The following is a 25,284-nucleotide window of genomic DNA, read 5'->3' as shown; positions in this document are numbered from 1 at the left end:
GTGTTCCCCTCTCCGGGGGACTGCTTGAATTTGTGACAAGAAGAGGGACAGAGCCTATGGCTTGTCCGCTCTCTTACCGTAAAAGCTGCTTATTCTGTAATCGACAGCGGATAGAAACGGATCACTTCATCCGGGTAGAAGGCATAGCCGCTGATCTTGTTGCTCATCCCTACAATGCGGTTATACTCGTAGAGATACGCCCAAGGTGCTTCTGTCGTGATGATCTCCTGAGCCTGCTTGTAGAGCTCTGTGCGCTTCGCTGTATCTGTCTCCAGGTTCGCCTGCTCCCACAGCTTGTCTACTTCAGCATTCTGGTAGTTGATGTAGTTGGAAGATCCCTTGCCGTACAGCAGGAAGCCGAGGTGGTAGCCGGGATCATTGACGAAGGAAGTCCATTTAGAGATATAAGAGGTCAGATTATTGGTCTTCTGCTGCTCCAGGAACTGGGCGCGGGCCAGCTTGTTGATCTTCATGTTGACTCCGATTTTGGCCAGCTCAGCCTGGATCAGGACCGCATCATCTTCCCAGTCATCGAAGCCGGAGCCGAGCGTGAAGTCGAAGTCAAAGCCCTTCTCATAGCCAGCTTCCTTCAGCAGTGCCTTGGCCTTGTCCAGATTATACTCATACACATAGCCTGCATCGGTGAAGCCCGGCGTATTGCTCGCAACCGCACTCTTCATCTGCTTGGCCTGGCCGTACATCACCCCGCTCAGCAGCTGATCGTAAGGAATGGCATAGTTGATCGCCTGACGGACTTTTACATTGTCGAACGGCTTGACTTTGTTGTTCATGGCGAAGAACAGAATCCGGTTACTTGCATTGGAAGCAACGGTCAGCGCCTTATTGGTCTCAAGCGTTGACACATCCTTCGGAGGAATCTCAATCGCCATGTCTACATCGCCTTTACCCAGCAGCAGCACGCGGTTCGAAGCTTCCTTGGTGAACTTCAGGGTTACCTTGCCGAGGCTTGGCGCACCCTGCCAGTAGCTGTCATTAGCTGTGAAAACAGCTTCGGTAGCCGGGTCCCACTTCGTAAGCTTGAACGGGCCGGAACCGGCGGCATTCGTCTTCAGGTAGTCTGCACCCTGTGCTTCTACCGTCTTCTGGTCCACGATGGAGAAGGTGTACATTGCCAGAATCTGCAGGAAATTATGATTGGCCCCCGTCAGAGTAACTTCAACGGTCGAAGCGTCTTTTACCGTAACAGATTTAATTGAAGCCATGCCGTAGAGGAAGCTGCCGGAGCTGGACTTCGCCACACGTTCAAAAGAGTACGCCACCGCTTCGGCATCCACCGGATTGCCGCTCTGGAAGCTCACGCCGGATTTCAGCTTGAACGTATACACCGTGTTGTCAGCATTCACTTCCCAGCTCTCTGCGAGCATGGGCTTGATGTCTTCGGTATTGGCGATACTCGCGCCATTCTCGGTCTTGATGCCGTAGGTGACCAGCTGATCATATGCGGCCAGCACAAGCGTATCGGAGGTCAGATCATTGGCTTCCGCCGGGTCGAGCGTGGTGCCGCCCTCGGAATAGGCCACCGTCAGGTTCTTTTTGACCGGGGCTGCCGTTGCTGCTGCGGTATCTGTTCCTGCCGAAGTAGCAGCAGGGGTCTGCGGATTGGCGCTGCTGGCGCATCCGGCAAGCATGATTGAAAAAGCGACGAGTGTGGACAACATTTTAACTTTTTTCATCGTGTAATTCCTCCCTTTTCTATATCCTGCCTGCATAACAACTACTTGTGCTGCTGATGATTGTCTGCCGCTTGCGCTCCAGCTGACGTTAATTTATCTATCTCTATCGGGGACGGGCGGCCTTGGGGGATTCCCTTGCTCCGCCTCATTTCCCCGAACGCAACCGCGGGTCAAGCACATCCCGGAAGCCGTCTCCGAGGAGGTTGAAGCCTAAGATGGAGGTGGCAATGCCGAGGCCTGGAAAAGTAACCAGCCACCATTGCCCGGAAATGATATATTCCCGGCCTTCGGAGATCATCGCGCCCCATTCGGCAATCGGGGGTCTGACCCCAAGCCCCAGGAAGCTGAGACTGGACGCGGTCAGGATGGCGAAGCCCATCCCGAGCGTAGCCTGCACCATTAGCGGAGCCAGGGCATTCGGCAGAATGTGGCGGTACAGAATGACTCTATCCTTCACTCCAATGGCCCGGCTGGCTTCGATATACTCCTTCTCCCGCAGCGAGACCGTCTGGCCGAACATCAGCCGGGCGAATTCGGGAATGCCGACAATGCCGACAGCGATCATTGCGCTGCTGAGACCGGCGCCGATCGAGGCGGCAATCGCCATCGACAATACCAGTGACGGGAAGGACAGCAATACATCCATGACCCGCATAATGATGGTTCCGGTCCGGCCGCCGTAGTAAGCGGCAATCCCGCCCAGCGGCATCCCGATCAGGAAGGAGATCGAGACTGCGATCAGGCCGGTCCAGATGCTGATCCGTGCGCCGTACAGCACCCGGCTGAGGATATCCCGGCCGAAGTTGTCGGTTCCAAACCAATGGCTGCCGGAGGGCGGCTGCAGCTTGCTCGCCATATCCGTGACGAACGGATCATGCGGAGCCAGCCAGGGGGCGAAAATGGCTACCACGGTCCAGATCAGGATGAAGGTCAGCCCGATGGCCGCCAGGCGGTTGTGCAGCAGCAGGGATAATAGGGTCCGGGGCTTGGCCGGTGCGGGCTTCGCCGGGCTGCCCTGTGCTGAATGTGCTGCAGTGCTCACAAGCAATCTCCTCCTCTCACACAAGCTGTTCTATTCATAACGGATTCTCGGGTCAATGAACCCGTAGATCAGGTCGACCGCCAGGTTAATTCCGCAGTAGAGCACGGCACTGACCAGGGTGAACGCCTGGATCGGCGCGTAATCCGCTGCCAGTATAGAGTCGGTGACATAGCCGCCGATTCCCGGCCAGGAGAAGATGGTCTCCGTGATGACCGCGCCGCCCATCAGGAAGCCGAACTGGAGTCCGAGCACGGTTAATGTAGGAATCAGCGCATTGACCAGTGCGTGCTTGTAGATGATGGCCGATTCCCGCAGCCCCTTGGCCCGGGCGGTGCGGACGAAGTCCTGATCGACCACCTCCAGCATGCTGGAGCGGGTCATCCGGGCGATGATCGCCATCGTGCCGGTACTGAGGCAGATCGCCGGAAGCAGTAGATGCGCGAGGCTGCTTTTAAGTGCAGCGGTGTCGCCGGAGAGTATACTGTCCAGTACGTACAGCCCGGTGATATGCACCGGCGGGTTAAGATCCCCGCTGATTCGGCCCATCGGTGCCGGTGCCCAGCCCAGAATGGAGTAGAAGATATAGATGAACATCAGTCCGAGCCAGAAGATCGGCACACAAGCACCTATCAGGGAAAATACACGCGAGATGTGATCCAGCAGCGATTCCTTACGGGTAGCGGCCACAATGCCTACCGGAATGGCGATTAGAACCGCAATCAGGATGCTGGCCAGGGTCAGCTCAATCGTAGCCGGGAAGCGTGAGGCCAGGTCGCTGGCGACCGAATGTCCGGTGTGATAGGCATAGCCGATATCGCCTTGCAGCAGTTGCCCGATGTAAGCGAAGAACTGGATATACAGCGGCTTGTCCAGCCCCATATCCTGGCGGATCTTGTTCACAATCTCCTCCGGAGCCTGCTCTCCGGCCAGCATAATCGCAGGATCGCCCGGCAGGACTCTCGACAGAATGAAGGTGATGACGATAATGCCGAGCAAGGCTGGAATCATCTGCACCAATCTTTTTAATGTATAAGCAAACAATGAATCAACCCCCTTACGACTTCGACTGCTGTGCCTCTGTGACGGAATTCCGCTCTCATGTCAGGTAATACGTGTATGCTGTGTCTTATTAAAGTGTTGAGCTAATTCTACATAGAATTTCACAGCCCCTCTACGTCCCGTTCAGCTAAAAAAATGCACAACCGTTTGTCGGTTGTGCACTATCATGGACTATAAATGTTAGATTTACTCACACGACATTCCAGAAATCTTCCACAGCGCCCTATTTTTCCTGGAGGTAATAGTAAATCAGGCACAAATGGCAGACGAATTGTTCGCGCGGATCATTCAGATCGAAGCCGGTGATATCCCGAATCCGCTCCAGCCGGTATTTGACCGAGTTGCGGTGGATATAGAGGCTGTTCGCCGTCTCAATCAGACTGCCCCGGCACTCCAGATAATGATAGAAGGTCAGCAGCATATTGCTGTCATGCTCCCGGTCGTATTGCAGCAGCTTGCCCAGCTTGCGCTCGAACAGCCGCCCGAATCCGGGACCGTCCAGCCCCTCCAGCAGATGATAGACCTCCATCTCTTCGTAGCGGGTAATCCCGCCGGGGCCTTGTCCGAGTCTTCTGGAGATGGACAGCGCTTTGCGCGCCTCGTTATAGCTGGTGTGGATGTCCCACAGGTATTCCGAGGTGCCGATACCGCAGCGGTAGCTGCTTAAGCCTTCTGCCTTGTCCTGTAGCCAGCTGCTGAGCGTCTTCTCCCACGGCTCCTCCGCATCACCGCCCGGCGTGAACCTGCGCCCCTCCTGCGTAGGCAGGAACAGCACTGCCCGGCTCGAACGGTACTCGACGTGCGGCGTGACGCCGCGCTTCTTCGCCTCCCGCTCCAGCAGCCGGTTCACCGTCTCCTCGCTCGGCGCCGTCTCCCCTTCGATGACGGCCACCTCCCACTTGTGCTCCGGGTTCATCCCGAGCTGGCGGGCGCGCCGCTGCACCTCATGCCTCGACGGCAGCGGCGGGGTCAGCAGCTCATCGATGAAGTTGCCGCGCAGCCGGAATTCCGTATCCTCGGCTACCTTGCGCCGCATAATTTCAAGGGCAAACACAAGCCGGGCTTGCTCGATGCCCACCTCCTCCATATCATCCAGCCGCTCCTTGTCGACGAGCAGCCGGGCGACCGTCCGGCGGTCCACATGGATGTTCCAGCTAAGCGGAGAGCCGCTCTGCGTCCAGTCATAGTCTGCCGGGGAGGATACGATAATCTTCCGCTCCGTATCCACGAGTGCCACCGGGGCCTTAAGGAACTCGGCCACACTGTCGCTGACCGCCTGAATGCCGCTGTTCTCCAGCACCATGGTGGTCAGCGTGCGGTAGACCTCCTCCGCCCGGCGCAGCAGCATCGCCTGCCGTCCCAGCAGCAGCTCCATCACCGGCTGGGTGATATCCGTGTACGGAATCTCGGGCGGGATCTCCACAATCGGCAGACCGCAGGCATTGCTGGCCTCGATGGCTCCCTGAGGGATCTCCTTGAGGAAGCGGGCCGGCTTGATCGCCAGCGCCGCTGCGCCCAGATTGTCGAGCGTGTAGATCACCTCGGTCAGCAGTGAAGGATCATGCCGGATCGAATAGGCCGTCGTCAGCAGCATCACCCCTTCGCTGATCCAGCCCTTCAGATCCGGGACCTCCATAATATCCACGAACCGGACCACCCGGTCCAGCCCCTGCTCGCCGCTAATGACCTTCGCCTTCCCAAGAACCGAGAGCTCCATCAGCTCCCGCAGCGTAATTCCTCGTGTATTCACCCTTCCGCCTCCCTCTGCTTTCTTCAGTATTTCATGATTTTTCCTGAAATATGCCACATACATGCCGCCAGCCACTTTTTGCGTTCCCGCTAGTTTATCAGAGATTCCCTCCGAGCCACAGGAAAATCATATCCAGTTGGCGATATTTTCGGTGTGAAAACGCATTAGGAAGAAATTGGATGGTGGTGGATGGATCGGGAGCGGTTGCTGGGAGGGGGCTGGGGAGGGTTGAGAAGCGTAGGGGCGCGATAGGGGAGACAAATGGGAAGTTGGTGAGAGAGTGAAAGGGGAGGCGGATTCAGAGGGATTTATCCCTTTGATTACAGGCGGCAGGCACGTTTTGCCGGATTCAGAGGGATTTATCCCTTTGATTACAGGCGGCGGGCACGTTTCGCCGGATTCGGAGGGATTTATCCCTTTGATTACAGGCGGCGGGCACGTTTCGCCGGATTCAGAGGGATTTATCCCTTTGATTACAGGCGGCGGGCACGTTTCGCCGGATTCAGAGGGATTTATCCCTTTGATTACGGACGGCAGATGTATACAGATATGTTACCTATGGCAAAGTGCTCTAACCCATTTAGTTACTCTACACCATCTGGCTATTTCCCATCCTATAGCTATGCTCCTCATTCTCTCCCATTGCCCGCATACGCCAAGTTCAGGGGCACTATTGCTCCTTCGCTACCCTAAAAACAAACAAGCGTCCCCCGGGCCTGAGCCAGGAGGAGCGCTTTAAGGAGATCATAGCTATTAGTTTGCCACACATTAGTTTTCACCCATTGATTTTCACGCATTATTTGCCATACATCGCCTACACACTTAGTCTGCCCCACACTTACAAGGACGCGAGTTCTAGCAAATTGCAAAGCCTGCCCAACACAAAAAGCCATTCTACATGCGATGCACAGCTCCCGCAGCAGAGGCTGACGCAGCAGCAGCCGCCCCGAGGCAGAGAATCGGATCGAACGCACGGATGCCCAGCCGTTCTTCCAGCTCCGCTGCCAGCCCTATGGTCGCGAAGCCTGTGCACGCCAGCACCAGCACTTCCGCTCCGCGCTCCACGAGCCGGGCGGCACCGGCCAGCGCGCCTGCCCGTCCGGTAGGCGTGCCCAGATCCAGTGTGGTCGTCACGCCGTCGGGGCGGTCCATGCCAACGTAGGCATCGCCGAGAATGCTGCAGATGAGCGGCGGCACCTCTTCCAGAATCGTCAGCACCCCCACCCGGCTGCTGTACGCCATGGCCATATGAGCCGCACAGGAGCCTGCTCCCAGCACAGGAACATTCACCACTGCCCTGGCTTCTGCCAAGGCAGGGTCAGCTGCACAGCTGATGCCGATAGCCGTGCATCCCTGCTGCTCCAGTTCCCCGGCAAGCCTTATAATCTTCGGAATGGATTCCGCCTCTGTCTGCGCATCATACACACCCTGAGGCTGATCCGGGATGCAGCGGCTTATCACCGGCAGACCGTACCGCCGCTCAATTAGATCCCCATGTAACTGAATTGCAGAGCTCACCTGCAATGTAATGACACGTATGATTCCAAGCATCCTATCTCCTCCTGATCCGCCATGATTTAGATGCTGCAAAAGCATAACCAGCCACCCTATTTCAGCCGTAAACAGCAATAGCAGCCGGAAATCCAAAGGTTCACTACAGTGGCGATTGCACCCACCGTCCAAATCTGTGGTGCGGCTTATTTAACCTTGCATTCTGCTGCTTCCACTACGCTTACAGCAATTCCCCAGCCTGCATAATCAGCTTGTCGTCGATATACACATCCGGCTTCATGACCACAGCATCAATATGCACGCCAGCCGCAACGACCCCGCCGAACGTGTTATTGCTGCCAAAAGCCACATGGATTGTCCCGTAGACCTTCTCATCCTCCAGCACGACACCTGTAATTCTGGCCTTGTTGTTGGTCCCGATGCCGAATTCGCCCAGCAGCCTGCCATCGCCATCGCCAAGCATGTCCAGCAGCTTGCCGCCATGCTCCCCGCCGGCATGGATCAGCCGTCCATCTTCCACGGTCAGCACCATCGGGCCGTCCAAGGCACCGATCCCTGCAACCGAGCCGTCCACCTTAATCTGGCCGGTGGCCGTGCCTTCCAGGGGTGCAATATAAGCTTCACCTGAGGGCAGATTGCCTGATTCGCCCGGATTGAGGTATAATCCGGTACTGAGAATACCTTCCCGGCCGTCAATAGAGAAACTAAGAACCAGCCCCTCCTTCTCAACACGCACCCGGCTGCCAGCAGATAACAGCGCAGCAACCTGCTCAGTCAGCGCCTTCACCTGCCCATAATCCGCAGTAATCGCCCCGTTGCTGAACATATCGTCGGTGATTCCCGGCATAGTCGCTACCCGGGTTCCCGCTGCGGCTGCCTGCTTGCGCGCCGCCGTATGTGTCATCGAGTGGGTCGTGATGCATACGGCCACATCTGCCTTAGTCATAGCTTCGGCAACGGGAGCCGGAGGCTCCTCCCCCGATCTGCTCCGCGGCTGCATAACCAGCAGCATTGATTCTGCTCCCAGCCTTTTGCCCGCCTCATAGACCGACTCGGCCAGATCACGCTTATCATCGTCGGCTACTACAGCCAGCAGTTCTCCGCTGGCAAGCCCGAGACAATCCTTAAGAACATTCATGCTAATTCCAATTCTTGCTTCACTCATCTTCATTTCCTCCCGAATTACAGTAATTAGAAAGCCCGCTCCTTTAGGGTTGGGATGAACCGTCTTTGTTCAAGAAACATCCTTGTGTAGTAAAAATTGTACTAAATGAGCGCGTGTTCTTGTAGCAGTTAAATTGTTTAAATGCTACAATCTAGGTATGAGACAAGCTTACAGAAATACCAAAACAACCGTATCCTTCATTAACTATCATTTTGTTTTTTGCCCTAGATACAGACGTAAAGTGCTAGTCGATCAAGTCGAGATTCAGTTTAAGCAAATCGTTACAGAGATATGTGCCGAACAGGATTGGCAGCTATTAGCAATGGAAGTCATGCCTGATCATGTGCATATTTTTCTAAACGCACTGCCCACCGATTCTCCTGCAGAACTGATGGCGAAACTCAAAGGAATCACTTCCCGGCGCCTCCGTGAACAATTTAAGCACTTGAACCACTTGCAATCCCTCTGGACTCGTTCATACTTGGTCAGTACGGCAGGGAACTTTTCAAGCGAAACGATCAAACGATATGTTGAGGGACAAAAAACAAGGGGGTGAGACCCTGCAAACCGTAACGATTCAAATCCGCATTTTTCCAACCCATCCGTCTGTATTGGTGGATATGGGGGGCGAATACATTCGAACCGTCAACGAATTAACGGAGCAAGCCGAACGGTCTGGAACGTTTCCCAAACTAACTTCAAAAACCATTCATGCCAATCTACCCTCTGCCGTAAAGAATCAAGTGATTCGAGACGCCAAAAGCCTATTTCAGCGGTTCAAGAAAACGAAAAAGCGGCCTCTTCTCCAAAAGAGGGTGTACTACGTGAACAATCAAAATTATACGATTTGGGGCAACCACATTTCTTTCCCCGTGATCCTGGATGGAAAAGTACAACGGTTTGTTGTTCCTGTGCTTCTGCCGGATCGGGAGCGAGACATGCTTTCAAATGGGAAGCCTGGACTTCTGCGCGTGGTTCAAAAATCAGCGAAATGGTTTGTTCAAATTTCAATCGAGCGCCCCGCTGAGCCAGCCGATGGTCATGAAGTGATGGGGATTGATTTAGGCTTGAAAGTACCTGCTGTTGTCGTAACCTCTAGCGGAAAGACCAAATTTTGTGGAAATGGACGTCAAAACAAGTTTGTTCGCCGTAAGTACCATAGCTATCGCCGCAAATTAGGAAAGCTTAAAAAGCTATCCGCAATCCGCAAACAGAACGACAAGGAAAGTCGTTTTATGAAAGATCAGAATCACAAAATCAGCCGCCAGATCGTAAATATGGCGATTCAAGAACAGGTGTCTGTCATCAAGCTAGAGAAGCTGAAGAATATCCGTAAGACGACAAGAACAAGTCGTAAAAACGCTAAAAATCTGCATCATTGGTCGTTCTATCAGTTGCAAATGTTCATTGGATATAAGGCGGCACTCGCTGGAATCCAAGTGGTTGAAGTGAATCCGGCATACACCTCGCAAACCTGTCCCTCTTGTGGAGAGCGGAACAAAGCAAAGGATCGAACGTATCAGTGCGACTGCGGGTATACAGCACATCGAGATCGGGTCGGTGCCATCAACATCATGCGTCAACCTGTGGCAGATGGTAACAGTCTGCCAGCCTAGATAGCTATACGCTCTGATCTAGGATGGGCGAATGAACTCGCCCTTAACTTAGCAGTAGGGCAAAGCGGAAACGGATGCGCCCGCTAACTAGCTAAGAATCCCACCCTTTTAAGGGTGTGGAGGTTCAAACCATTTCTGCTACCAGCTTGCCCATCAGGGCATTGGACAGCACGGCGGGCACTCCTGCGGAGGCCGCCCACTGTCTATGCTGCTCCACATATCCCATACGTCAAGCACTAACACATCCGCATGACCGCTCAGACGCTCTGCTGCGGCGCGAAAATCCGCTTCCGTACCCGTATAAGGTGAAGCCGCTGCGAATGGCAGCCTTGCTCCGGCTCCTGCAAATTTCTCAATCATTGCGTCCTCCTGCTCCGGCAAAGGGCCAATCAATCCCAGACGGCGCCCGTCCAGCATCGCCTGCACAACCGGAGGAATGATCCGGTCCGGTTCAATCAGGTGAGCAACAGACGTATGCAGCCCCGGGAAAACGCCTGTGCACGCCAGCAGGATCGTCCGAATTCCAGCGGCTTCCATAGCATCAATCTTCCCTTGGAGAACAGACTGTATCCGCTCCCGGGAGATTACCGCAGCGGACCCGTCCGCCATGCGGGTGGTCAGTACATACTCTCCCGGCCCCGGACTATAGAATTCACGCACCTGTTCCGCCGTGAACCCGTCCAGCGCCCCAGCCTGAACCAGTCCCGTCTTGCCTTCCAGATATTTCTCAATGATGGGCGCGACATCCTGCCTGGGTGCTTGTCCAATCGTAATCAGCCCGATATTCTTCATTCTTGTCCCTCCAGACGCTATAGGTTACAAACCAAGCTGTGCTAACAGAGCAGGCGCTGAAGGAAGCTCAGCGCCTGACTGTACATGTACATCTGTTATCCTGTTAGTGAGAGGTGACTGCCGGTTTACCCAGCGTCTGCAGCACGCTCATGGAGCCGTACAGCTCGGTAATCTTCGCAAACTCTGCTTCGTTGTAGAAGGAGCATGTCCCCTGCGTTACTTCCTTGGCCGTCTCGATAGCAAAACGCACCGCCTGAGCAATATCCACCTCATGGCTGGCACCGGTACCACAGCCCGGAACCATAGACTGGGCAGTAATCGCGAGGCCCACCACCGGAGCAGAGGTAGCTACCGCAGGCTGAAGAATGGAATTGATATGATACAGCCCGTTGCCGTAAGGGGTAATATCCTGAGTCGTCACCGGGAAAGTAACCGGGTACTGTCCGGTCGTCATTTCCTTGATCCGCAGCAAATCTTCGCTGACCCGCAGAATATAGCCTTCTTTAACCGTCGGTGAGATGGCGATCCCTTTGTGGTTAACCACACGGTTGCCTTTGGTCGTATCAATCGATAGAACCGCTTCCATCTCCGGCAGCACTTCATGCTCATTCATCTGCAGAATATCTACAGGAGAATCCATGAAATCCACCGGCTCGTGCGGCAGGGTTGGAGCATCCGGGCAAATATGGGTGGTAACCAGCACATCCCCCAGCAGCACATCCCCCTTGGTCTGCATGTCTGCCAGCTTCAGCGCAGAAGCAATCGCCGCTACCGCACCGTCTGCATCAGAGACCAGGCCGATCCGGCTCGGGCGCGCTCCGATACCACCCAGTCTGCCGACAATGCCGAACGTTGGGGCAGATCCGCCGCCAAGCTTGCCTTCGCTGCCCGGGATTGTGATTTTGACGAATTCTGTGCTGCCCTTCTCCCCTTCGACCTTCTGAACCTCAACCTTAACCGCAGGATATTCTGCGAATAACTGCTTGACCTGCTTACCGTTAACATAAGCGCTGTCCAGTGCGTTCAAGACTGTAATCGTTTGCTGAAGTGCCATTCTAATTCCTCCCCGGATGCATGCTCATGTTTGTCATGTTTGCATTTATACTATCGCATCCGGCAAAATGTCCACAATGTACCGCCCTGCCAAACTGGAACAGCATTTCTTGTCCTTTGCAGATAAACCTTACGCGCAGCGTACACTCTTACGGCTTACCGCCAATGAATAAAGGTTAATTCTCCCAAGCAGCGAAATATAACAGGGTACTGATGCTTATTTTCACACAGGAGGTGCTTCATACGATGAAGCCTGCACATCAGATTAATAAGGATAAGCTGATCCAGATTATCAGTGAAGAGGCCCGGCGGACGGGGTTCTCAGGGGTCGTACAAGTGACGGAACGGGAGCATGTCCTTGCAGCGGCAGCTTTTGGGATAGCTAATATCGGGGACGTACGGCTCAACCAGGCTCACACCCGCTTCGCCATCGCTTCCGGCAGCAAGCTATTTACCGCCATTGCAGTCTGCCAGCTCGCAGAGCAGGGTTTGTTTTCTTTTGACGCCAAAATACTGGACATCCTGCCGAAGCAGGAATTCCCATTGTTCGATCCGGCGATCACAGTGCATCAGCTATTGACTCACAGCTCGGGCATACCGGATTACTTCGATGAAGAAGAGATGGAAGATTTCGCGGCACTGTGGAAGGAAACCCCGATGTACACGCTGAGGCGGCCTGCGGATTTCCTTCCGCTGTTTGCTGGACTTCCTATGAAATTCGTCCCAGGCGGGCGGTTTCACTATAACAATGCAGGATATATCATGCTTGCTATGCTCGTAGAAGCTGTCAGCGGGCAACCGTTCACGGAATATGTAGAACAGTATATTTTTTTGCCTTGCGGGATAAAGGATTCCGGTTACTTCGCGCTTGATGCGCTTCCGGCCCACACCGCTCAGGGATACATCGACAGCAGCAATGGGAAAAAGACCAGCAACATCTACTCCATTCCGGTGGTCGGAGGCGGGGACGGAGGGGCATTTGTTACGGCGGCGGATATGCATAAGCTGTGGAGCGGCTTGCTTGAACACAAGCTGTTACAGGCAGAGACCACGGCTCTGCTGCTGACACCGCATATTTATGAGCGAAAGGACAGCTATTACGGTTATGGCGTGTGGATACAAGCCGGCCCCAGCGAAAAGGTGCTAAAGTACCATATCATGGGCTACGATCCCGGGATCAGCTTCCACTCCGCATACTATCCCGAACGGGGCCTAACGATTACTGCTCTCTGTAACAAGAGTAACGGGGCTTACACGATGATGTCCGCTATGGAGGGCTATCTGCCGGTGGGGTAGCGGTATGTTCCGTTTAGAAGTTACGGAGTATGATTTAATTGTCCTCAGATACACTTATAGCCTTAGCTCAGCTTCTGGGCTAAGGCTATTTTACTTTTAATCTGCCGGGTGGAGTGGGATTAGGGCGTGAAAGTAATAATATTGAGATTTCGATTGATAACTGTTGCTGAGGTTACATTGGTATCCGTGGTGACAATTGCACGAACTTGGTAGGATACAGAAGCAGTAGCAGGAGCTGTATCAACATAAGTGTCCGCAATCGGAAAACGTTGCGTTCCCGATGCATTTCCGCTACGGTTAAGTGTTCTGGTAGAGATCAACGTTGCATCGCGGTAGATTCGAAGCTCAGCAACAAGTGACCAGTTGGACGAAGTGATCGCTTCTAATGATATAGCGTAATCTATTTTCAGCCGCTGGGATACCACTTCGTTCTGAGTCACCGAAACAACAACGACTTCTGTATTCAAAGGAGGATAGATAGCTATTGAGCCTGTAGTGTTGGTAAATGCCAGAGTAGGTGTCCCCGTTGCGCCTGTAGCTCCTGTTACACCTGTCACTCCTGTTACTCCGGTTGCTCCTGTGATTCCCGTTGCCCCGGTTACACCTGTCGCTCCCGTTACACCTGTCGCTCCTGTCGCTCCTGTTACTCCGGTTGCTCCTGTGATTCCCGTTGTTCCTGTTACACCTGTCGTTCCTGTTACTCCGGTTGCTCCTGTAATTCCCGTTGTTCCTGTTACACCTGTCGCTCCCGTTACACCTGTCGCTCCTGTTACTCCTGTTACTCCTGTTGTTCCTGTTACACCAGTTGCTCCTGTAGCTCCAGTTGCTCCAGTTGCTCCAGTGACTCCTGTTACGCCTGTAACTCCTGTTACTCCGGTTGCTCCGGTGACTCCTGTTGCGCCAGTGATTCCGGTCTCTCCCGTCGCCCCTGTAATTCCAGTTGCCCCGGTTGCTCCCGTTCCTCCCGTAACTCCCGTTACACCTGTGGTCCCAGTCTCGCCCGTTGCCCCCGTTACTCCAGTTGCCCCGGTTACTCCCGTTGCTCCGGTAGCTCCGGTAGTTCCCGTCACACCTGTGGTCCCGGTCTCGCCCGTTGCCCCCGTAACTCCAGTTGCCCCGGTTGCTCCCGTTGCTCCGGTAGCTCCTGTAGCTCCTGTAGTTCCCGTCACACCTGTGGTTCCGGTCTCACCCGTTGCCCCCGTAACTCCTGTCGCCCCGGTGATTCCCGTTCCTCCCGTCACACCTGTCGCCCCCGTGGCTCCAGTTACACCAGCCGCTCCTGTTGACCCTGTGACACCACCTCCTCCAGAATAACCTAGTAATTCTGCAGAAACTAAGCGATGAGGGGTAGTTAGCTGTCCTGAACTTCCTTTTCCCCATACAGATATTTCTGTGTTATCAACAGCTCCACCAGTGATTGTAAATACAAATTCAAAGGAATTAAGATTACTGTAATAATCTCTTGAAATCACCGTATTGGGTAAAATCTCATCCTGGCTTAAGATAAACAATGATCTCATCCCACTGAGATTGTAACCCTGTGTTAAGACGATCACGGGTTGGGTTGTACTTTGATTGGCGATTATTACAGTCGATGATATCGTTGGTCTTGAGCCGTTTACAGCATTATTCTCAATAGGCCCCGTATTCCATACCGCCATTCCCCGGCCTCCTTCTCCAGAATTTAGCTACTTCATTGCTTAAAGTGTCAATCTCTATTAAATGAACTGCAGATTCATCCAGAACCTATCGGCTCCTTCCATATGAATCCGGTAATAAAATATAATGTAGTCTATCCTATTCAAACCAATTTCAACTGCGTATGCTGTTGACCCTAGTAATCAGTAGTTTGGTTCCATTCGTTACGAGATTCAGGCTTATGCAAAGGGAATTACTAGGTACGTAGGGAACAGGCGGAAGAATTACCCGGATGTCTTCAGAACAAAATGCCTGCGGCATCCCCATTGTGATCGGTTTTTCGACCATATCCGGCCCACGCATCTCTACCGCACCGAATGTAGTCGGTTTTTCGACCATATCCGGCCCACGCATCTCTACCGCACCAAATGTGGTCGGTTTTTCGACCATATCCGGCCCACACGACTCCGCCGCACCAAATGTAGTCGGTTTTTCGACCATATCCGGCCCACACGCATCCGCCGCACTGAATGTGGTCGGTTTTTCGACCACATCCGGCCCAGATGACCACGCGCTGTTCATGTGTTCGGACCTCCCCCCAACTTTATGCACTACTTATCCCCATCGGACGTAAATCATAATTTCCCTAATCAAAAATAAAACAAGCCGTACGCCAGCAATCTGCTGATTCGTACGGCTTGTTTGTATTAACAGGATTCCAGCGTAATACTCCGTTTCCAGCTAGTAACGCGTTACCCCGTCCTTGGTCACCAGCGCAAAAACCAGCGGCTGCGGCGGAACTGGCTGGGCGGAGATGCGGTAAGCCTCCAGCACTTTGGCTTCGGCCTCCTTCACCTTGCCTTCGCCGGCATCGTTCACGTGGAGCACTGCCAGCGTATCGCCTGCGGCCACGGCGTCGCCGACCTTCAGCGAGAGCTGAATGCCGACCGCCAGATCGATCACGGACTCCTTCGTCTCGCGTCCGGCACCGAGCAGCATCGCGGCCACACCGATCTCTTCGGCCTGGATGCTCTCCATATAGCCTGCGGTTGCCGCCTTCACTTCAATGAATCTGCGGGCAGCAGGAAGGGTATCAGGCGAATCAATCTGCGAGACATCGCCGCCCTGGGCTGACACCATCTGCTTGAACTTAGCGAGGGCGCTGCCGTCTTCGATATGGGACAGTAGCATAGAGCGCGCTTCTTCCTCATCCTTCGCCTTGCCGCCGAGCACCAGCATCTGGCTGCCCAGGATCAGGCAGACCTCCTGCAGATCCTTCGGCCCGTGACCGTTCAAGGTTTCGATACCCTCTTTGATCTCCAGGGCATTGCCGATACCGAAGCCCAGCGGCTGGTCCATATCGCTGATGACCGCTACCGTGTTGCGGCCAAGGTGAGTGCCGATATCCACCATGGCCTGGGCCAGCGCGATGGAATCGTCCAGCGTCTTCATGAATGCGCCGCTGCCGGTCTTCACATCCAGCACGATGGCGTCCGCGCCTGCGGCGATCTTCTTGCTCATGACGGAGCTGGCAATCAGCGGGATCGATTCCACCGTGGCCGTCACATCACGCAGGGCATACAGCTTCTTGTCCGCCGGCGTGATGTTGCCGGACTGGCCAATCACCGCCGCACCGATCTCGCCCACTTGGGCGAAGAACCGTTCCCGGTCCATCTCCACCGAGAATCCCGTGATCGACTCCAGCTTGTCCAGTGTGCCTCCGGTGTGGCCGAGGCCGCGCCCGGACATTTTGGCTACCGGAACTCCGGCCGCTGCGACCAGCGGTGCAAGCACCACCGTCGTCTTATCACCCACGCCTCCGGTAGAATGCTTGTCCACCTTGATGCCCGCAATCGGGCTAAGGTCCACCTGGTCGCCGGACATTGCCATCTCCAGGGTCAGGTCGCCGGTCTCCCGCGCGTTCATTCCGCGGAAATACACGGCCATTGCCCAGGCAGAGATCTGATAATCCGGGATTTCCCCTTTACTGTAGCCTTGGATCAGGAACGCTATTTCTTCGCGGCTAAGCTCACCGCCGTCTCTTTTTTTCTGAATAAGATCAACAGCACGCATCAGATCTGTACCTCACGGACGAAGGCGCGCACCAGTCCGATGAATTTAGGCTTGGTCAGGTTCGCCACTTTGACCACCTGCTCATGGGTGAGCGGCTCCAGCTCATCGCCAATCGCCATGTCGGTGATACAGGTAATGCCGAGCACGCGCAGCTTGCTGTGACTGGCCACGATAACCTCCGGCACGGTGGACATTCCCACGGCATCGCCGCCGAGATAGGCCAGCATTTTCAGCTCAGCCGGGGTCTCATAAGTAGGGCCGCTGATGCCGGCATATACGCCTTCCTGCAGGACAAGCGCTTCACCGTCCACACCTGTAACGCCCCCTGCAAGCTTCTTCGCCAATGCAATATATTCAGGGTCATAGGCACTGGACATATCAGGGAACCTTACGCCCAGCTCCGGATCATTCGGTCCGATCAGCGGGTTGTCGCCGGTCATATTGAGGTGGTCGGTAATCAGCATCAGGTCGCCTGCCTTGAACGCTCTGTTCATCCCGCCGCCTGCGTTGGTAATAACAAGGGTGCCGATGCCCAGCTTAGCCATTACATAGACCGGAAGAACTACCTTGCGCATCTCATAACCTTCATAGTAGTGAAAACGGCCCTGCATGATCATAACATCCTTGCCTTCCAGCTTACCGATCACGAATCTTCCGGCATGGCCTTCTACCGTTGAATGGGGGAAATGCGGAATTTCTTCATAAGGCAGGTAGACTGCATCTTCGATCTGATCGCCCAGGTCGCCAAGACCTGAACCCAGAATAAGGCCGATTGCCGGTGTATAACCGCCGAATTTGGATTGAATATATGCAGCAGCTTCCTGAACCTGAGTGCCGTATGGGACTGTTGTTGGTGTTGTCATCGATTGATCCTCCCGGATATGGATTGTGTATAGATTAACGCGTATGTGAAGCAGTACCTACATTTTGGGAATAAAAGCAAGCACAAGCTTCAGGAACTGCTCGCGCACACGCTCAGCGGTCTCCATCACCTCTGCATGATTCAGCGGCTGTGGAAGAATACCGGCTGCCATGTTGGTGATACAGGAAATGCCCAGCACTTCAATTCCGGCATGACGGGCAACGATGGTCTCGGATACGGTGGACATGCCTACGGCATCTGCTCCCTGGCGGCGCAGCATCACGATCTCAGCAGGCGTCTCATAGTTCGGTCCGAGCAGACCCGCATATACGCCTTCCTTGAACTCAAAATTCAGTGCGGCGGCAGCTTCCTTGGCAGCTGCAATCAGACGCGGGCTGTACGCCGAGGACATATCCGGGAACCTTACGCCCAGCGCATTGTCATTCGGTCCGCTCAGCGGATTGCGGCCGGTCAGATTCAGATGATCCGTGATCAGCATGAGATCCCCCGGTGTGTATTCCGTATTGACGCCACCGGCTGCGTTGGTGACCAGCAGGCTGGTTACGCCCAGCTCCTTCATCACCCGTACCGGGAAGGCTGTAACCTCAGGGCCGTAGCCTTCATACATGTGGAAGCGGCCCTTCATCATGACCACGCGGCGGCCTTCGATGATGCCGATCAGCAGCTCGCCTTCATGTCCTTCTACCGTGGACACCGGGAAATGAGGAATCTCATGATAAGGAATAACGACTTCATCTGTGATCAGATCCGCCAGAACGCCGAGGCCGGAGCCTAGGATCAGCCCGATTTCGGGGGCGACGGTGCATTTATCTTTGATATATACGGCTGCTTCTTGAATATGGTTAAGAGTCACATTGGTCATGGTTTGGTTTCCTCCAGAATTAGATTAGTTGAGACAAAAAGCTTGTCCCGTACTGCGGCGCCTTCGCCCCGAAGTTATCGGCGATTGTGGCGGCCACATCCGAGAAGGTCTGGCGGATGCCCAGACTGCCTGGAGTCTTGAATCGCGGGCTGTAGACCAGGAGCGGCACATACTCGCGCGTGTGGTCCGTTCCGGCATGGATCGGGTCATTGCCATGGTCTGCGGAGATGATTAGCAGATCATCCTCACCGAGCGTACTGAGCAGCTCAGGCAACGCCTGATCGAATACCTCCAGCGCGCGGCCGTAGCCTTCCGGATCACGGCGGTGGCCGTAGAGGGAATCGAAGTCCACCAGATTGGTGAACAGGAATCCATTGAACGGTTTGCGCAACTCGTCGATCGTAATCTGGATGCCGTGTTCATTGCTTTTGGTCGGATAGGTTGCGGTTACCCCTTCGCCGGTAAAAATATCATTGATCTTACCCACAGCAATCACATCCTTGCCGATATCCTCCAGTGCATTCATCACCGTCGGCTCGGGCGGCTTCACCGCATAATCATGGCGGTTAGGTGTGCGCACGAAGTTGCCCGGCTCGCCCACATAAGGGCGGGCAATCACGCGGCCTACGGAGAACTCGGGAGCCATCGTCAGCTCACGGGCGATTTTACAAGCGCTGTACAGCTCCTCCAGAGGGATGATATCTTCATGCGCTGCAAGCTGGAACACGCTGTCCGCCGAAGTATAGACAATCCATGCGCCCGTCTTCATCTGCTCCTCGCCGTATTCCACAAGAATCTCCGTGCCGGAGGCCGGCTTGTTACCGATGACCTTGCGTCCGGTAGCCGCCTCGAATTTCTCGATCAGCTCCGCAGGGAAGCCGTCGAAATAGGTGTTAAAAGGAACCTCGATCTTCAGTCCCATCAGCTCCCAGTGGCCGGTCATGGTGTCCTTGCCTACGGATACCTCCTGCATTTTGCCGTAGTAGGCTGTAGGGGCCGTTACCGGTTCAAGCGGCGGCAGCGGGGCAATATTCGCCAGCCCGAGCTGCTGCAGATTCGGAAGCTTAAGACCCGGAACCCGTTCCAGAATATGGCCCAGCGTATGGGAGCCTGTATCTCCGAAATTAGCGGCATCCGGCGCTTCACCGATACCTACACTGTCCAGAACAATAAATCCGATGCGTTTAAATGAGGACATTGCCGTCTTCACTCCTTTTATAGTTTGCATAATCTTCTCGTCTGCTCTAAGCATGAAGAAACTCCGGGAGAACCTCTCCCGGGAGCGATTTCTTCAGTATGATTCCATCATAACTTTCTTACTCACAAAAAGCATCTTTTCGGCCTAATCCGATCCGCCCGCCCGTATTCCTAAGGTCCCTCATCCCTGTACAGCCGGCTATTTCGCCCGGGGATGATGATTCTCGTAGACCTCCTTCATATTCTTGCGGGCAATTCCGCTGTAGATCTGAGTGGTCGAACTATCGGAATGGCCCAGCATCTGCTGCACAGAGCGCAGGTCCGCCCCGCCTTCAAGCAGATGCGCAGCGAAGGAGTGGCGCAGAGTATGCGGTGTGATGTCCTGCTCAATCTGAGCTTCACGCGCGTATTTTTTGATGATTTTCCAAAAGCCCTGACGGGTCAGCCGTCCGCCCAGACTATTCAGGAACAGCGCAGGCTCCTCCCGACTCGCACGCAGCAGCTTGTCCCTCATCCCCGAGGTATAACGGGCTACGCAATCAGCCGCAATCACGCCGATCGGGACCACACGCTCCTTGCCGGAGGCGCCGCTGCAGCGTGCGAACCGCAAGGATGTGTTCACATCCTCCACATTCATCGAGATCAGCTCCGTCACACGGATACCCGTCGCATACAGCAGCTCCAGCATAGCCTTATCGCGCATCCCCTGGGGAGCAGCTTCATCCGGAGCCGCCAGCAGACGCTCGATCTCCGCAATGCTGAGAATGACCGGCGGCTTGTGACTCGGCTTAATGGCTTCCATATCCAGCGTAGGATCTTGGACAATCAGCCGTTCCTTCAGCAAAAAATGAAAATAGGCGCGCAGCGATACCGTATTCCGGTTCACCGTGGCTGCTGCCTTCCCTGCTCCGCGCAGGGCACCCAGATAGAGCATAATATGCGTTCTTCTAATATCTTCGGCCGCGTCCAGGCCCCGCTCTTCCGTAAACTCCAGAAACTGCGAAATATCCCGTCCATAGGATTCCAGCGTACTAGGAGACAATCCTTTGTCCCCGGACAAATACTGCATAAACGGCTGTAAGTATGACTTCATCAATTCACGCTCCTGTCAGACTCAGGCTGCTTCATGCGGCTTCGCAGCAGGTTGAGATCCAGCAGCCGGAACAGCGTTGTTCCATGACATGCTATAGATTGATTCGACATACTTCTCCCTTAATCCTGCAATCCGGCCCGTTACTCCCCGTACCAGTAAAAAAGGCGCAGGCGATCCCCCGCACTTATCCCCTGTTCCCCATACTGGACATCCTGAAACGCCCGGACGGCGGTTCCTTCCGGAATCTCAACATTGCGGGCCGGGCTGATCCATGCGCTGACCCAGCTCAAAACATAATACAGCACACAGCTTACCGCCACAAGCATCGTCATGAAATACAGCCGGCGCACCGTGCGGGGCAGAGAAATAATCATCCAGGCAGCCTCCTCAAAATGATATCAGCATCTGCATCATCATCCTGCATATGCTCCCCTTCTGCTGCACTTGGGTAAGCGCACGCAAGTGCGGCGGGTAGAAAGAATGCGGGCAGAAGGAATGTGAGCAGAACTCGTCCTTCACTTTATGCGCCGGAGGGCCGTGTTATGTATGTTAAGTAATATTTGGCTCCCTGGCCGCTCTCACTGAGACGGCTCTGCCGAAATCAGGTGCACTTTTACACCTTATTCCCCTGTTTAGTCCACGTTTGCCAAAATCAGGTGCACTAATGCTCTTCATTTGCTCAATATAGCGTACTTGGACTGGATTCAGGTGCACTTGTGCTCTTCATTTGCCCGTTTAGCCGACTTTGGCTGAATTCAGGGGTACTTGTGCTCTTCATTACTCTCCTTCAACTGCCCGTCCAGCACACTTTTAGTGAATTTAGTGGGATTTATCCCTTTCATTTCCTCATCCAGCCCACTTTCAGCGAATTCAAAGGGATTTATCCCTTTCTTTTCCTCGTCCTGTCCACTTTCATCCAATTCAAAGGGATTTATCCCTTTCTTTTCCTCATCCAGCTCACTTTCAGCCAATTCAAAGGGATTTATCCCTTTCATCCCGCTCTACAGCCCACTATCCTTGCTCTCCAGGCAATCAAAAAGCTCCCCTCCAGCCATTCAGCCGGGGGAGAGCTTGCGCGGTCATTCCTCATTTGAAGATGAGCTTAGGAATTTCGCAATGAAGCATTCTTAAGTCCACGTTCTATATACGCTTATTCGGGAGTATTATCCTCTGCCGGGTTCTTATCCTTGCAGCGGTGGCATATTCCGTGAAAATCAAGTCTATGATCAACCACCGTGAAGTTGTATTCCTGCTCCAGCCGCTCTTCCAGCGGTCCGAGCCAATCCTCACGAATCTCATCCATACTTCCGCACTGCACACAAATCAAATGATGATGATGATGCTTCGCCGTATCCGTACGCAGATCATAGCGGGCCACACCGTCTCCGAAATTGATCTTCTCCACGACATGAAGCTCGCTAAGCAGTTCCAGGGTACGATACACGGTGGCAAGACCGATCTCGGGCGCCTTTTCTTTCACAAGCATGAATACATCTTCCGCACTTAAATGATCATCCTCGTTCTCCAGGAGAACTCTTAAGGTCGCTTCCCGTTGAGGTGTAAGCTTGTATCCTTGGGATTGTAGTTGTTGCTTAATCTTGTCTATTCGGGCTTCCATTGTCTGCCTCCCCCTTGGAAAATTACCACACCGGGCTTCAAGCCACTTCTTCCATTATAGGGGGATTTCCTTTAAGAAGTCAAACGGTTTTAGCATCTCGACAGGGCTGGCCCATTCATTCACAGATCCTCCATATTTGAAAATTCTTCCTCATCCGGCTGACACCAGAAGAGGCGTCACCCAGCGCATCATCACCGGTGTCACCCAAGCCTCGAAGCCCGAGATTCCCATCACCAGCAGCGCCATCCCCAGCGAGAGCAGCGTATACATCATGAACGGATGAGTCACCTGCGTGCGGCGCTGCTGTCCCAGCACCCGGCTGCGGATCATTAGCAGAGAGAAACCGAGAGCCGCCGCACTGCATACCAGCAGCACCGGAATCAGCACCAGATTATGCGGAGCGACGGAGACCAGGGCAAACAGCATGCCGTGCCAGGAATATTGGCTGACGAGCGTGCCGACGGTGAAGCCGATCAGCACGCCTTTGAGGAAATCCAGAATCAGAATTCCCGGAAGTCCGATCACGGACAAGCCGAGCACCCAGATCAGGCCAACCCACTTCAGATGAAAGGCGGCGATGCTCCAGTATGAATCCTGCGCGGCAGGCAGTCCCTGCTGATCGACCGTCACGAAGAAATTGCTTAAGTAATCGCCCAGCTCCTGCTGCTGATCCAGCGTAAGCGCAGTGACGATAAGCGCTCCGAAGACCACCCCGACCAGAAATAATACCGCGACAAAAATATAAAGAGGCGTCTGTTCCTTCACCATCAGCTTTAAACTGCGCACCCTGACATTCCCCTTTCCGGTCACATGTTACACCATATGAGGGAATGTCCTGATCTATGACTTGTCCTTAGCTCTTGAGCACCTTGCCGTAGGTGCCTCCGCCTCCCGAGGAGAGGACGAGCTGCCCGCTGCGGGCCAGCACGATCAGCCCGGCCAGCTCTGCCCCCGCTACAGCGGCAAGCTCAGCTTCTCCAGCCCGGTGCAGAATGTTCATCTCTGTGCCAAAAGCCTCCAGCAGCAGGTTCAGCTTACGCTTGCCGAGGCCGGGAATGAACTCCAGCGGCACCTGGTAATGGTAAGGCGGCCGATATTCCGGAACCTGCGGCAGCGGACGGTCGGCAATGTGCAGGATGCGGTCCAGCACACCCTGGACCAGCTTCGGACTGCCGCAATACGGGCAGCGCTCCGAGGTGCTGTAGGCTTCATCGATGATGCTGCCGCAGCCGCCGCAGTAGGTCCGGTGATATTTGCCCAGCCGGGGATTCAGCCCGAAATTGGCGCTGACCCTGCGTCCTGCCGAGCGCTGGAGCGCCAGCTTCAGCTCCTCGAAGGAGGGCTCCCGCATCTCGATGACATTGTACTCGCGGCCGATTTTGCCGAGGGAATGGGCATCGGAATTGGTCAGGAAGCTGTAACGGTCAAGCTCCGAGATATACCCTGCCATCTCTGAATCCGCACTGAGGCCAAGCTCCACCGCCGCGATGCGGTCCAGATCGAATAACTCAGCCATCCGCTCGGCCGCACATCCATAGAGTCCCTTGTGAGGCGTGAAAATATGGGCCGGAATCAGCAGCCCGCCCCGCCCGGTAATCTCGTCCTGCAGCACCCTGGAAGGGGCGTACAGGCGCTGGGAGCTGAGATTCACATTACGCATATGGGCGCTCATCCAGGTGCTGAAATCCTCCATTGTCCCGAGGTCCGGCATGAAGGCCAAAACATGGCACTCCCGCCGCCCGGGCTCACGGATCTCAATCTCGGTTCCCAGCAGGATCGTTGTCCCCCGGTACGCAATTCCGCCGCCTGAGGCTATCGTCATTTCACCGGAATCCAGCGCGGTATGAATATCACGCAGCACGCCCGGTGAGTGGCTGTCGATGATGCCGATCAGGCCGATCCCCTTGCGCTCCGCCGCTTCCCGGGCAATTCCGGCGAAGGTCAGATCACGGCTGCCGCTGATTTTGACCGCCTGGCCCTCCGAGGTCCGTCCGATATGCACATGCAGATCGCAGTAGATGCTGCTGAGCTCCGCCGCTAGTGCCATTGGCCTGTCAGCGTGTAGAGATGCCAGGCATAGACCGCCATCATCGTTTTCGCATCGGCAATACGTCCGTCCGCAATGTACTGGTAGGCTTCCTCCAGCGTCAGCTCGGAGACCTCCAGGAACTCATCCTCATCCAGCGCCATCTCGCCCGGCTGGGCATCCTCGGTCACATAGAGGTGAATGATCTCGTCGGCGAAGCCGGGAGAGGTGTAGAACGACTTCAGCAGCTTCAGCCCCCCGCTATGAAATCCGGTCTCCTCCTGAAGCTCACGGCCCGCAGCCGCCAGCGGATCTTCACCCGGGTCCAGCTTCCCTGCCGGAATCTCCACCTCGGTACGGTGCATCGGCTGACGGTACTGCTCCACGACCAGCATTTTACCTTGATTCAAAGCCAGCACAGCTACAGCTCCAGGGTGCTTCACGACCTCACGGGTTGCAGTGTTGCCGTCTGGCAGTCTCACAATATCCACCTGAAGCGAAATAATGTGGCCTGCAAAAATCGGCTTCGTTGACAATGTTTCTTCATCCAATGCGGGGTTGCGGTTGATTTCATCTTTTTTCATAGATTTGTGGTCTCCTTTGGCATCGTTATGCATAGGGTGTATTATAGCAAACTTAAGAAGAAAGAAGGAATGCAGGCATGAATAACATCCTTGTCCAAGCAAGCTCATCCGCAGTTACAATGGTAGGTAAACCGGAACAGATTATGGCCGTAATGGCCGGGTGGATGAAGCAATACGGGCGCGATATGCCCCTCTCTTACATCCTGCTGCTCCAGGCAGATTCGCGGATCAAAGCTTCCAAGGCTGGATAATGCCGCTTCGTTCTTCCGGTCAGCGTCTATAATATTCCAGAGTATAAGAAGGAGCTGTCTCCCGGATCATCCCGGAAGCA

Annotated in this window: 25 protein-coding genes; 4 read left to right on the top strand and 21 right to left on the bottom strand. The window is 54.6% G+C overall.

All coding sequences use genetic code 11. The annotated features are described in order from the left end of the window. Positions 1-89: 89 nt before the first annotated feature. The 6 genes from NSS64_RS07725 to NSS64_RS07700 all read right to left on the bottom strand — a co-directional run bounded on the left by NSS64_RS07725 (position 90) and on the right by NSS64_RS07700 (position 8,222). A complete protein-coding gene (locus tag NSS64_RS07725) occupies positions 90-1,694 on the bottom strand; it encodes an ABC transporter substrate-binding protein (protein ID WP_341139760.1) in 1,605 nt (534 codons plus the stop codon). Positions 1,695-1,839: 145 nt separating this feature from the next. Next, on the bottom strand, positions 1,840-2,736 hold the full coding sequence (locus tag NSS64_RS07720) for an ABC transporter permease (protein WP_036698280.1): 897 nt from the start codon (positions 2,734-2,736) through the stop codon (positions 1,840-1,842). A 30-nt stretch (positions 2,737-2,766) separates the two neighbouring features. Continuing rightward, complete coding sequence (locus NSS64_RS07715) at positions 2,767-3,777, bottom strand: ABC transporter permease (RefSeq protein ID WP_341139759.1); 1,011 nt, start codon at positions 3,775-3,777, stop codon at positions 2,767-2,769. A 241-nt stretch (positions 3,778-4,018) separates the two neighbouring features. Continuing rightward, positions 4,019-5,545 (bottom strand): PucR family transcriptional regulator, encoded by a 1,527-nt coding sequence (locus NSS64_RS07710; protein ID WP_341139758.1) that lies wholly within the window; start codon positions 5,543-5,545, stop codon positions 4,019-4,021. A gap of 894 nt (positions 5,546-6,439) precedes the next feature. After that, complete coding sequence (locus tag NSS64_RS07705; protein ID WP_341139757.1) at positions 6,440-7,096, bottom strand: aspartate/glutamate racemase family protein; 657 nt, start codon at positions 7,094-7,096, stop codon at positions 6,440-6,442. Between the two features lie 181 nt (positions 7,097-7,277). Beyond that, positions 7,278-8,222 carry an aminopeptidase gene (locus NSS64_RS07700; protein WP_341139756.1) on the bottom strand — a complete coding sequence of 315 codons (945 nt, stop codon included), beginning with the start codon at positions 8,220-8,222 and terminating at the stop codon, positions 7,278-7,280. A 157-nt stretch (positions 8,223-8,379) separates the two neighbouring features. Here NSS64_RS07700 and tnpA point away from each other — a divergent pair, with 157 nt between their 5' ends. Together tnpA and NSS64_RS07690 are read left to right on the top strand one after the other, a co-directional pair. Then, positions 8,380-8,778 carry an IS200/IS605 family transposase gene (gene tnpA, locus NSS64_RS07695; RefSeq protein WP_340752970.1) on the top strand — a complete coding sequence of 133 codons (399 nt, stop codon included), beginning with the start codon at positions 8,380-8,382 and terminating at the stop codon, positions 8,776-8,778. Next, positions 8,750-9,838 carry an RNA-guided endonuclease InsQ/TnpB family protein gene (locus tag NSS64_RS07690; protein WP_341139755.1) on the top strand — a complete coding sequence of 363 codons (1,089 nt, stop codon included), beginning with the start codon at positions 8,750-8,752 and terminating at the stop codon, positions 9,836-9,838. Before tnpA ends, NSS64_RS07690 begins: the two co-directional genes overlap by 29 nt. Positions 9,839-9,991: 153 nt before the next feature. On the opposite strand, the gene NSS64_RS07685 is transcribed toward NSS64_RS07690, so the two are convergent. After that, on the bottom strand, positions 9,992-10,630 hold the full coding sequence (locus NSS64_RS07685; protein WP_341139754.1) for an AroM family protein: 639 nt from the start codon (positions 10,628-10,630) through the stop codon (positions 9,992-9,994). Between the two features lie 103 nt (positions 10,631-10,733). Further along, entirely contained in the window at positions 10,734-11,684 is a 951-nt protein-coding gene (locus NSS64_RS07680) for a DUF1177 domain-containing protein (protein WP_341139753.1), read from the bottom strand. 245 nt (positions 11,685-11,929) lie between these two features. Here NSS64_RS07680 and NSS64_RS07675 point away from each other — a divergent pair, with 245 nt between their 5' ends. Beyond that, complete coding sequence (locus NSS64_RS07675) at positions 11,930-12,979, top strand: serine hydrolase domain-containing protein (RefSeq protein WP_341139752.1); 1,050 nt, start codon at positions 11,930-11,932, stop codon at positions 12,977-12,979. A gap of 119 nt (positions 12,980-13,098) precedes the next feature. Here NSS64_RS07675 and NSS64_RS07670 read toward each other — a convergent pair whose 3' ends face one another. The 13 genes from NSS64_RS07670 to NSS64_RS07610 form a co-directional block, all read right to left on the bottom strand. Further along, positions 13,099-14,640, bottom strand: coding sequence for a hypothetical protein (locus NSS64_RS07670; protein WP_445667780.1), 1,542 nt, complete (start codon positions 14,638-14,640; stop codon positions 13,099-13,101). Between the two features lie 151 nt (positions 14,641-14,791). Next, positions 14,792-15,199, bottom strand: a complete 408-nt coding sequence (locus tag NSS64_RS07665) for a hypothetical protein (protein WP_341139750.1) — start codon at positions 15,197-15,199, stop codon at positions 14,792-14,794. A gap of 159 nt (positions 15,200-15,358) precedes the next feature. Continuing rightward, positions 15,359-16,690 (bottom strand): pyrimidine-nucleoside phosphorylase, encoded by a 1,332-nt coding sequence (locus tag NSS64_RS07660; protein WP_341139749.1) that lies wholly within the window; start codon positions 16,688-16,690, stop codon positions 15,359-15,361. Then, entirely contained in the window at positions 16,690-17,553 is an 864-nt protein-coding gene (locus tag NSS64_RS07655) for a purine-nucleoside phosphorylase (protein ID WP_340939530.1), read from the bottom strand. Before NSS64_RS07655 ends, NSS64_RS07660 begins: the two co-directional genes overlap by 1 nt. Before the next feature lie 57 nt (positions 17,554-17,610). Beyond that, complete coding sequence (locus NSS64_RS07650; RefSeq protein ID WP_341139748.1) at positions 17,611-18,435, bottom strand: purine-nucleoside phosphorylase; 825 nt, start codon at positions 18,433-18,435, stop codon at positions 17,611-17,613. A gap of 19 nt (positions 18,436-18,454) precedes the next feature. Further along, on the bottom strand, positions 18,455-19,633 hold the full coding sequence (gene deoB, locus NSS64_RS07645; protein ID WP_341139747.1) for a phosphopentomutase: 1,179 nt from the start codon (positions 19,631-19,633) through the stop codon (positions 18,455-18,457). A 198-nt stretch (positions 19,634-19,831) separates the two neighbouring features. Next, a complete protein-coding gene (gene xerD / locus NSS64_RS07640; protein WP_341139746.1) occupies positions 19,832-20,725 on the bottom strand; it encodes a site-specific tyrosine recombinase XerD in 894 nt (297 codons plus the stop codon). Between the two features lie 140 nt (positions 20,726-20,865). Beyond that, complete coding sequence (locus tag NSS64_RS07635) at positions 20,866-21,099, bottom strand: DUF4227 family protein (RefSeq protein WP_076086452.1); 234 nt, start codon at positions 21,097-21,099, stop codon at positions 20,866-20,868. A gap of 381 nt (positions 21,100-21,480) precedes the next feature. Beyond that, positions 21,481-21,720 carry a hypothetical protein gene (locus tag NSS64_RS07630; RefSeq protein WP_341139745.1) on the bottom strand — a complete coding sequence of 80 codons (240 nt, stop codon included), beginning with the start codon at positions 21,718-21,720 and terminating at the stop codon, positions 21,481-21,483. 155 nt (positions 21,721-21,875) lie between these two features. Next, positions 21,876-22,343, bottom strand: coding sequence for a ferric iron uptake transcriptional regulator (gene fur, locus NSS64_RS07625; protein WP_036732017.1), 468 nt, complete (start codon positions 22,341-22,343; stop codon positions 21,876-21,878). A gap of 150 nt (positions 22,344-22,493) precedes the next feature. After that, complete coding sequence (gene spoIIM / locus NSS64_RS07620) at positions 22,494-23,129, bottom strand: stage II sporulation protein M (protein WP_339249478.1); 636 nt, start codon at positions 23,127-23,129, stop codon at positions 22,494-22,496. Between the two features lie 67 nt (positions 23,130-23,196). After that, positions 23,197-24,390, bottom strand: a complete 1,194-nt coding sequence (locus NSS64_RS07615; protein ID WP_341139744.1) for an endonuclease Q family protein — start codon at positions 24,388-24,390, stop codon at positions 23,197-23,199. Beyond that, on the bottom strand, positions 24,381-24,953 hold the full coding sequence (locus NSS64_RS07610; RefSeq protein WP_340939525.1) for an NUDIX hydrolase: 573 nt from the start codon (positions 24,951-24,953) through the stop codon (positions 24,381-24,383). The genes NSS64_RS07615 and NSS64_RS07610 overlap by 10 nt, the downstream gene beginning before the upstream one ends. Before the next feature lie 77 nt (positions 24,954-25,030). Between NSS64_RS07610 and NSS64_RS07605 the strand changes: the two genes are divergently transcribed. Further along, positions 25,031-25,204, top strand: coding sequence for a hypothetical protein (locus NSS64_RS07605; protein WP_340827352.1), 174 nt, complete (start codon positions 25,031-25,033; stop codon positions 25,202-25,204). Positions 25,205-25,284: the final 80 nt, after the last annotated feature.

Source organism: Paenibacillus sp. FSL H8-0122, from assembly GCF_038005345.1.
In the GTDB taxonomy this organism is placed as follows: domain Bacteria; phylum Bacillota; class Bacilli; order Paenibacillales; family Paenibacillaceae; genus Paenibacillus_AQ.
This window is presented reverse-complemented; position numbering and strand designations above follow the sequence as displayed.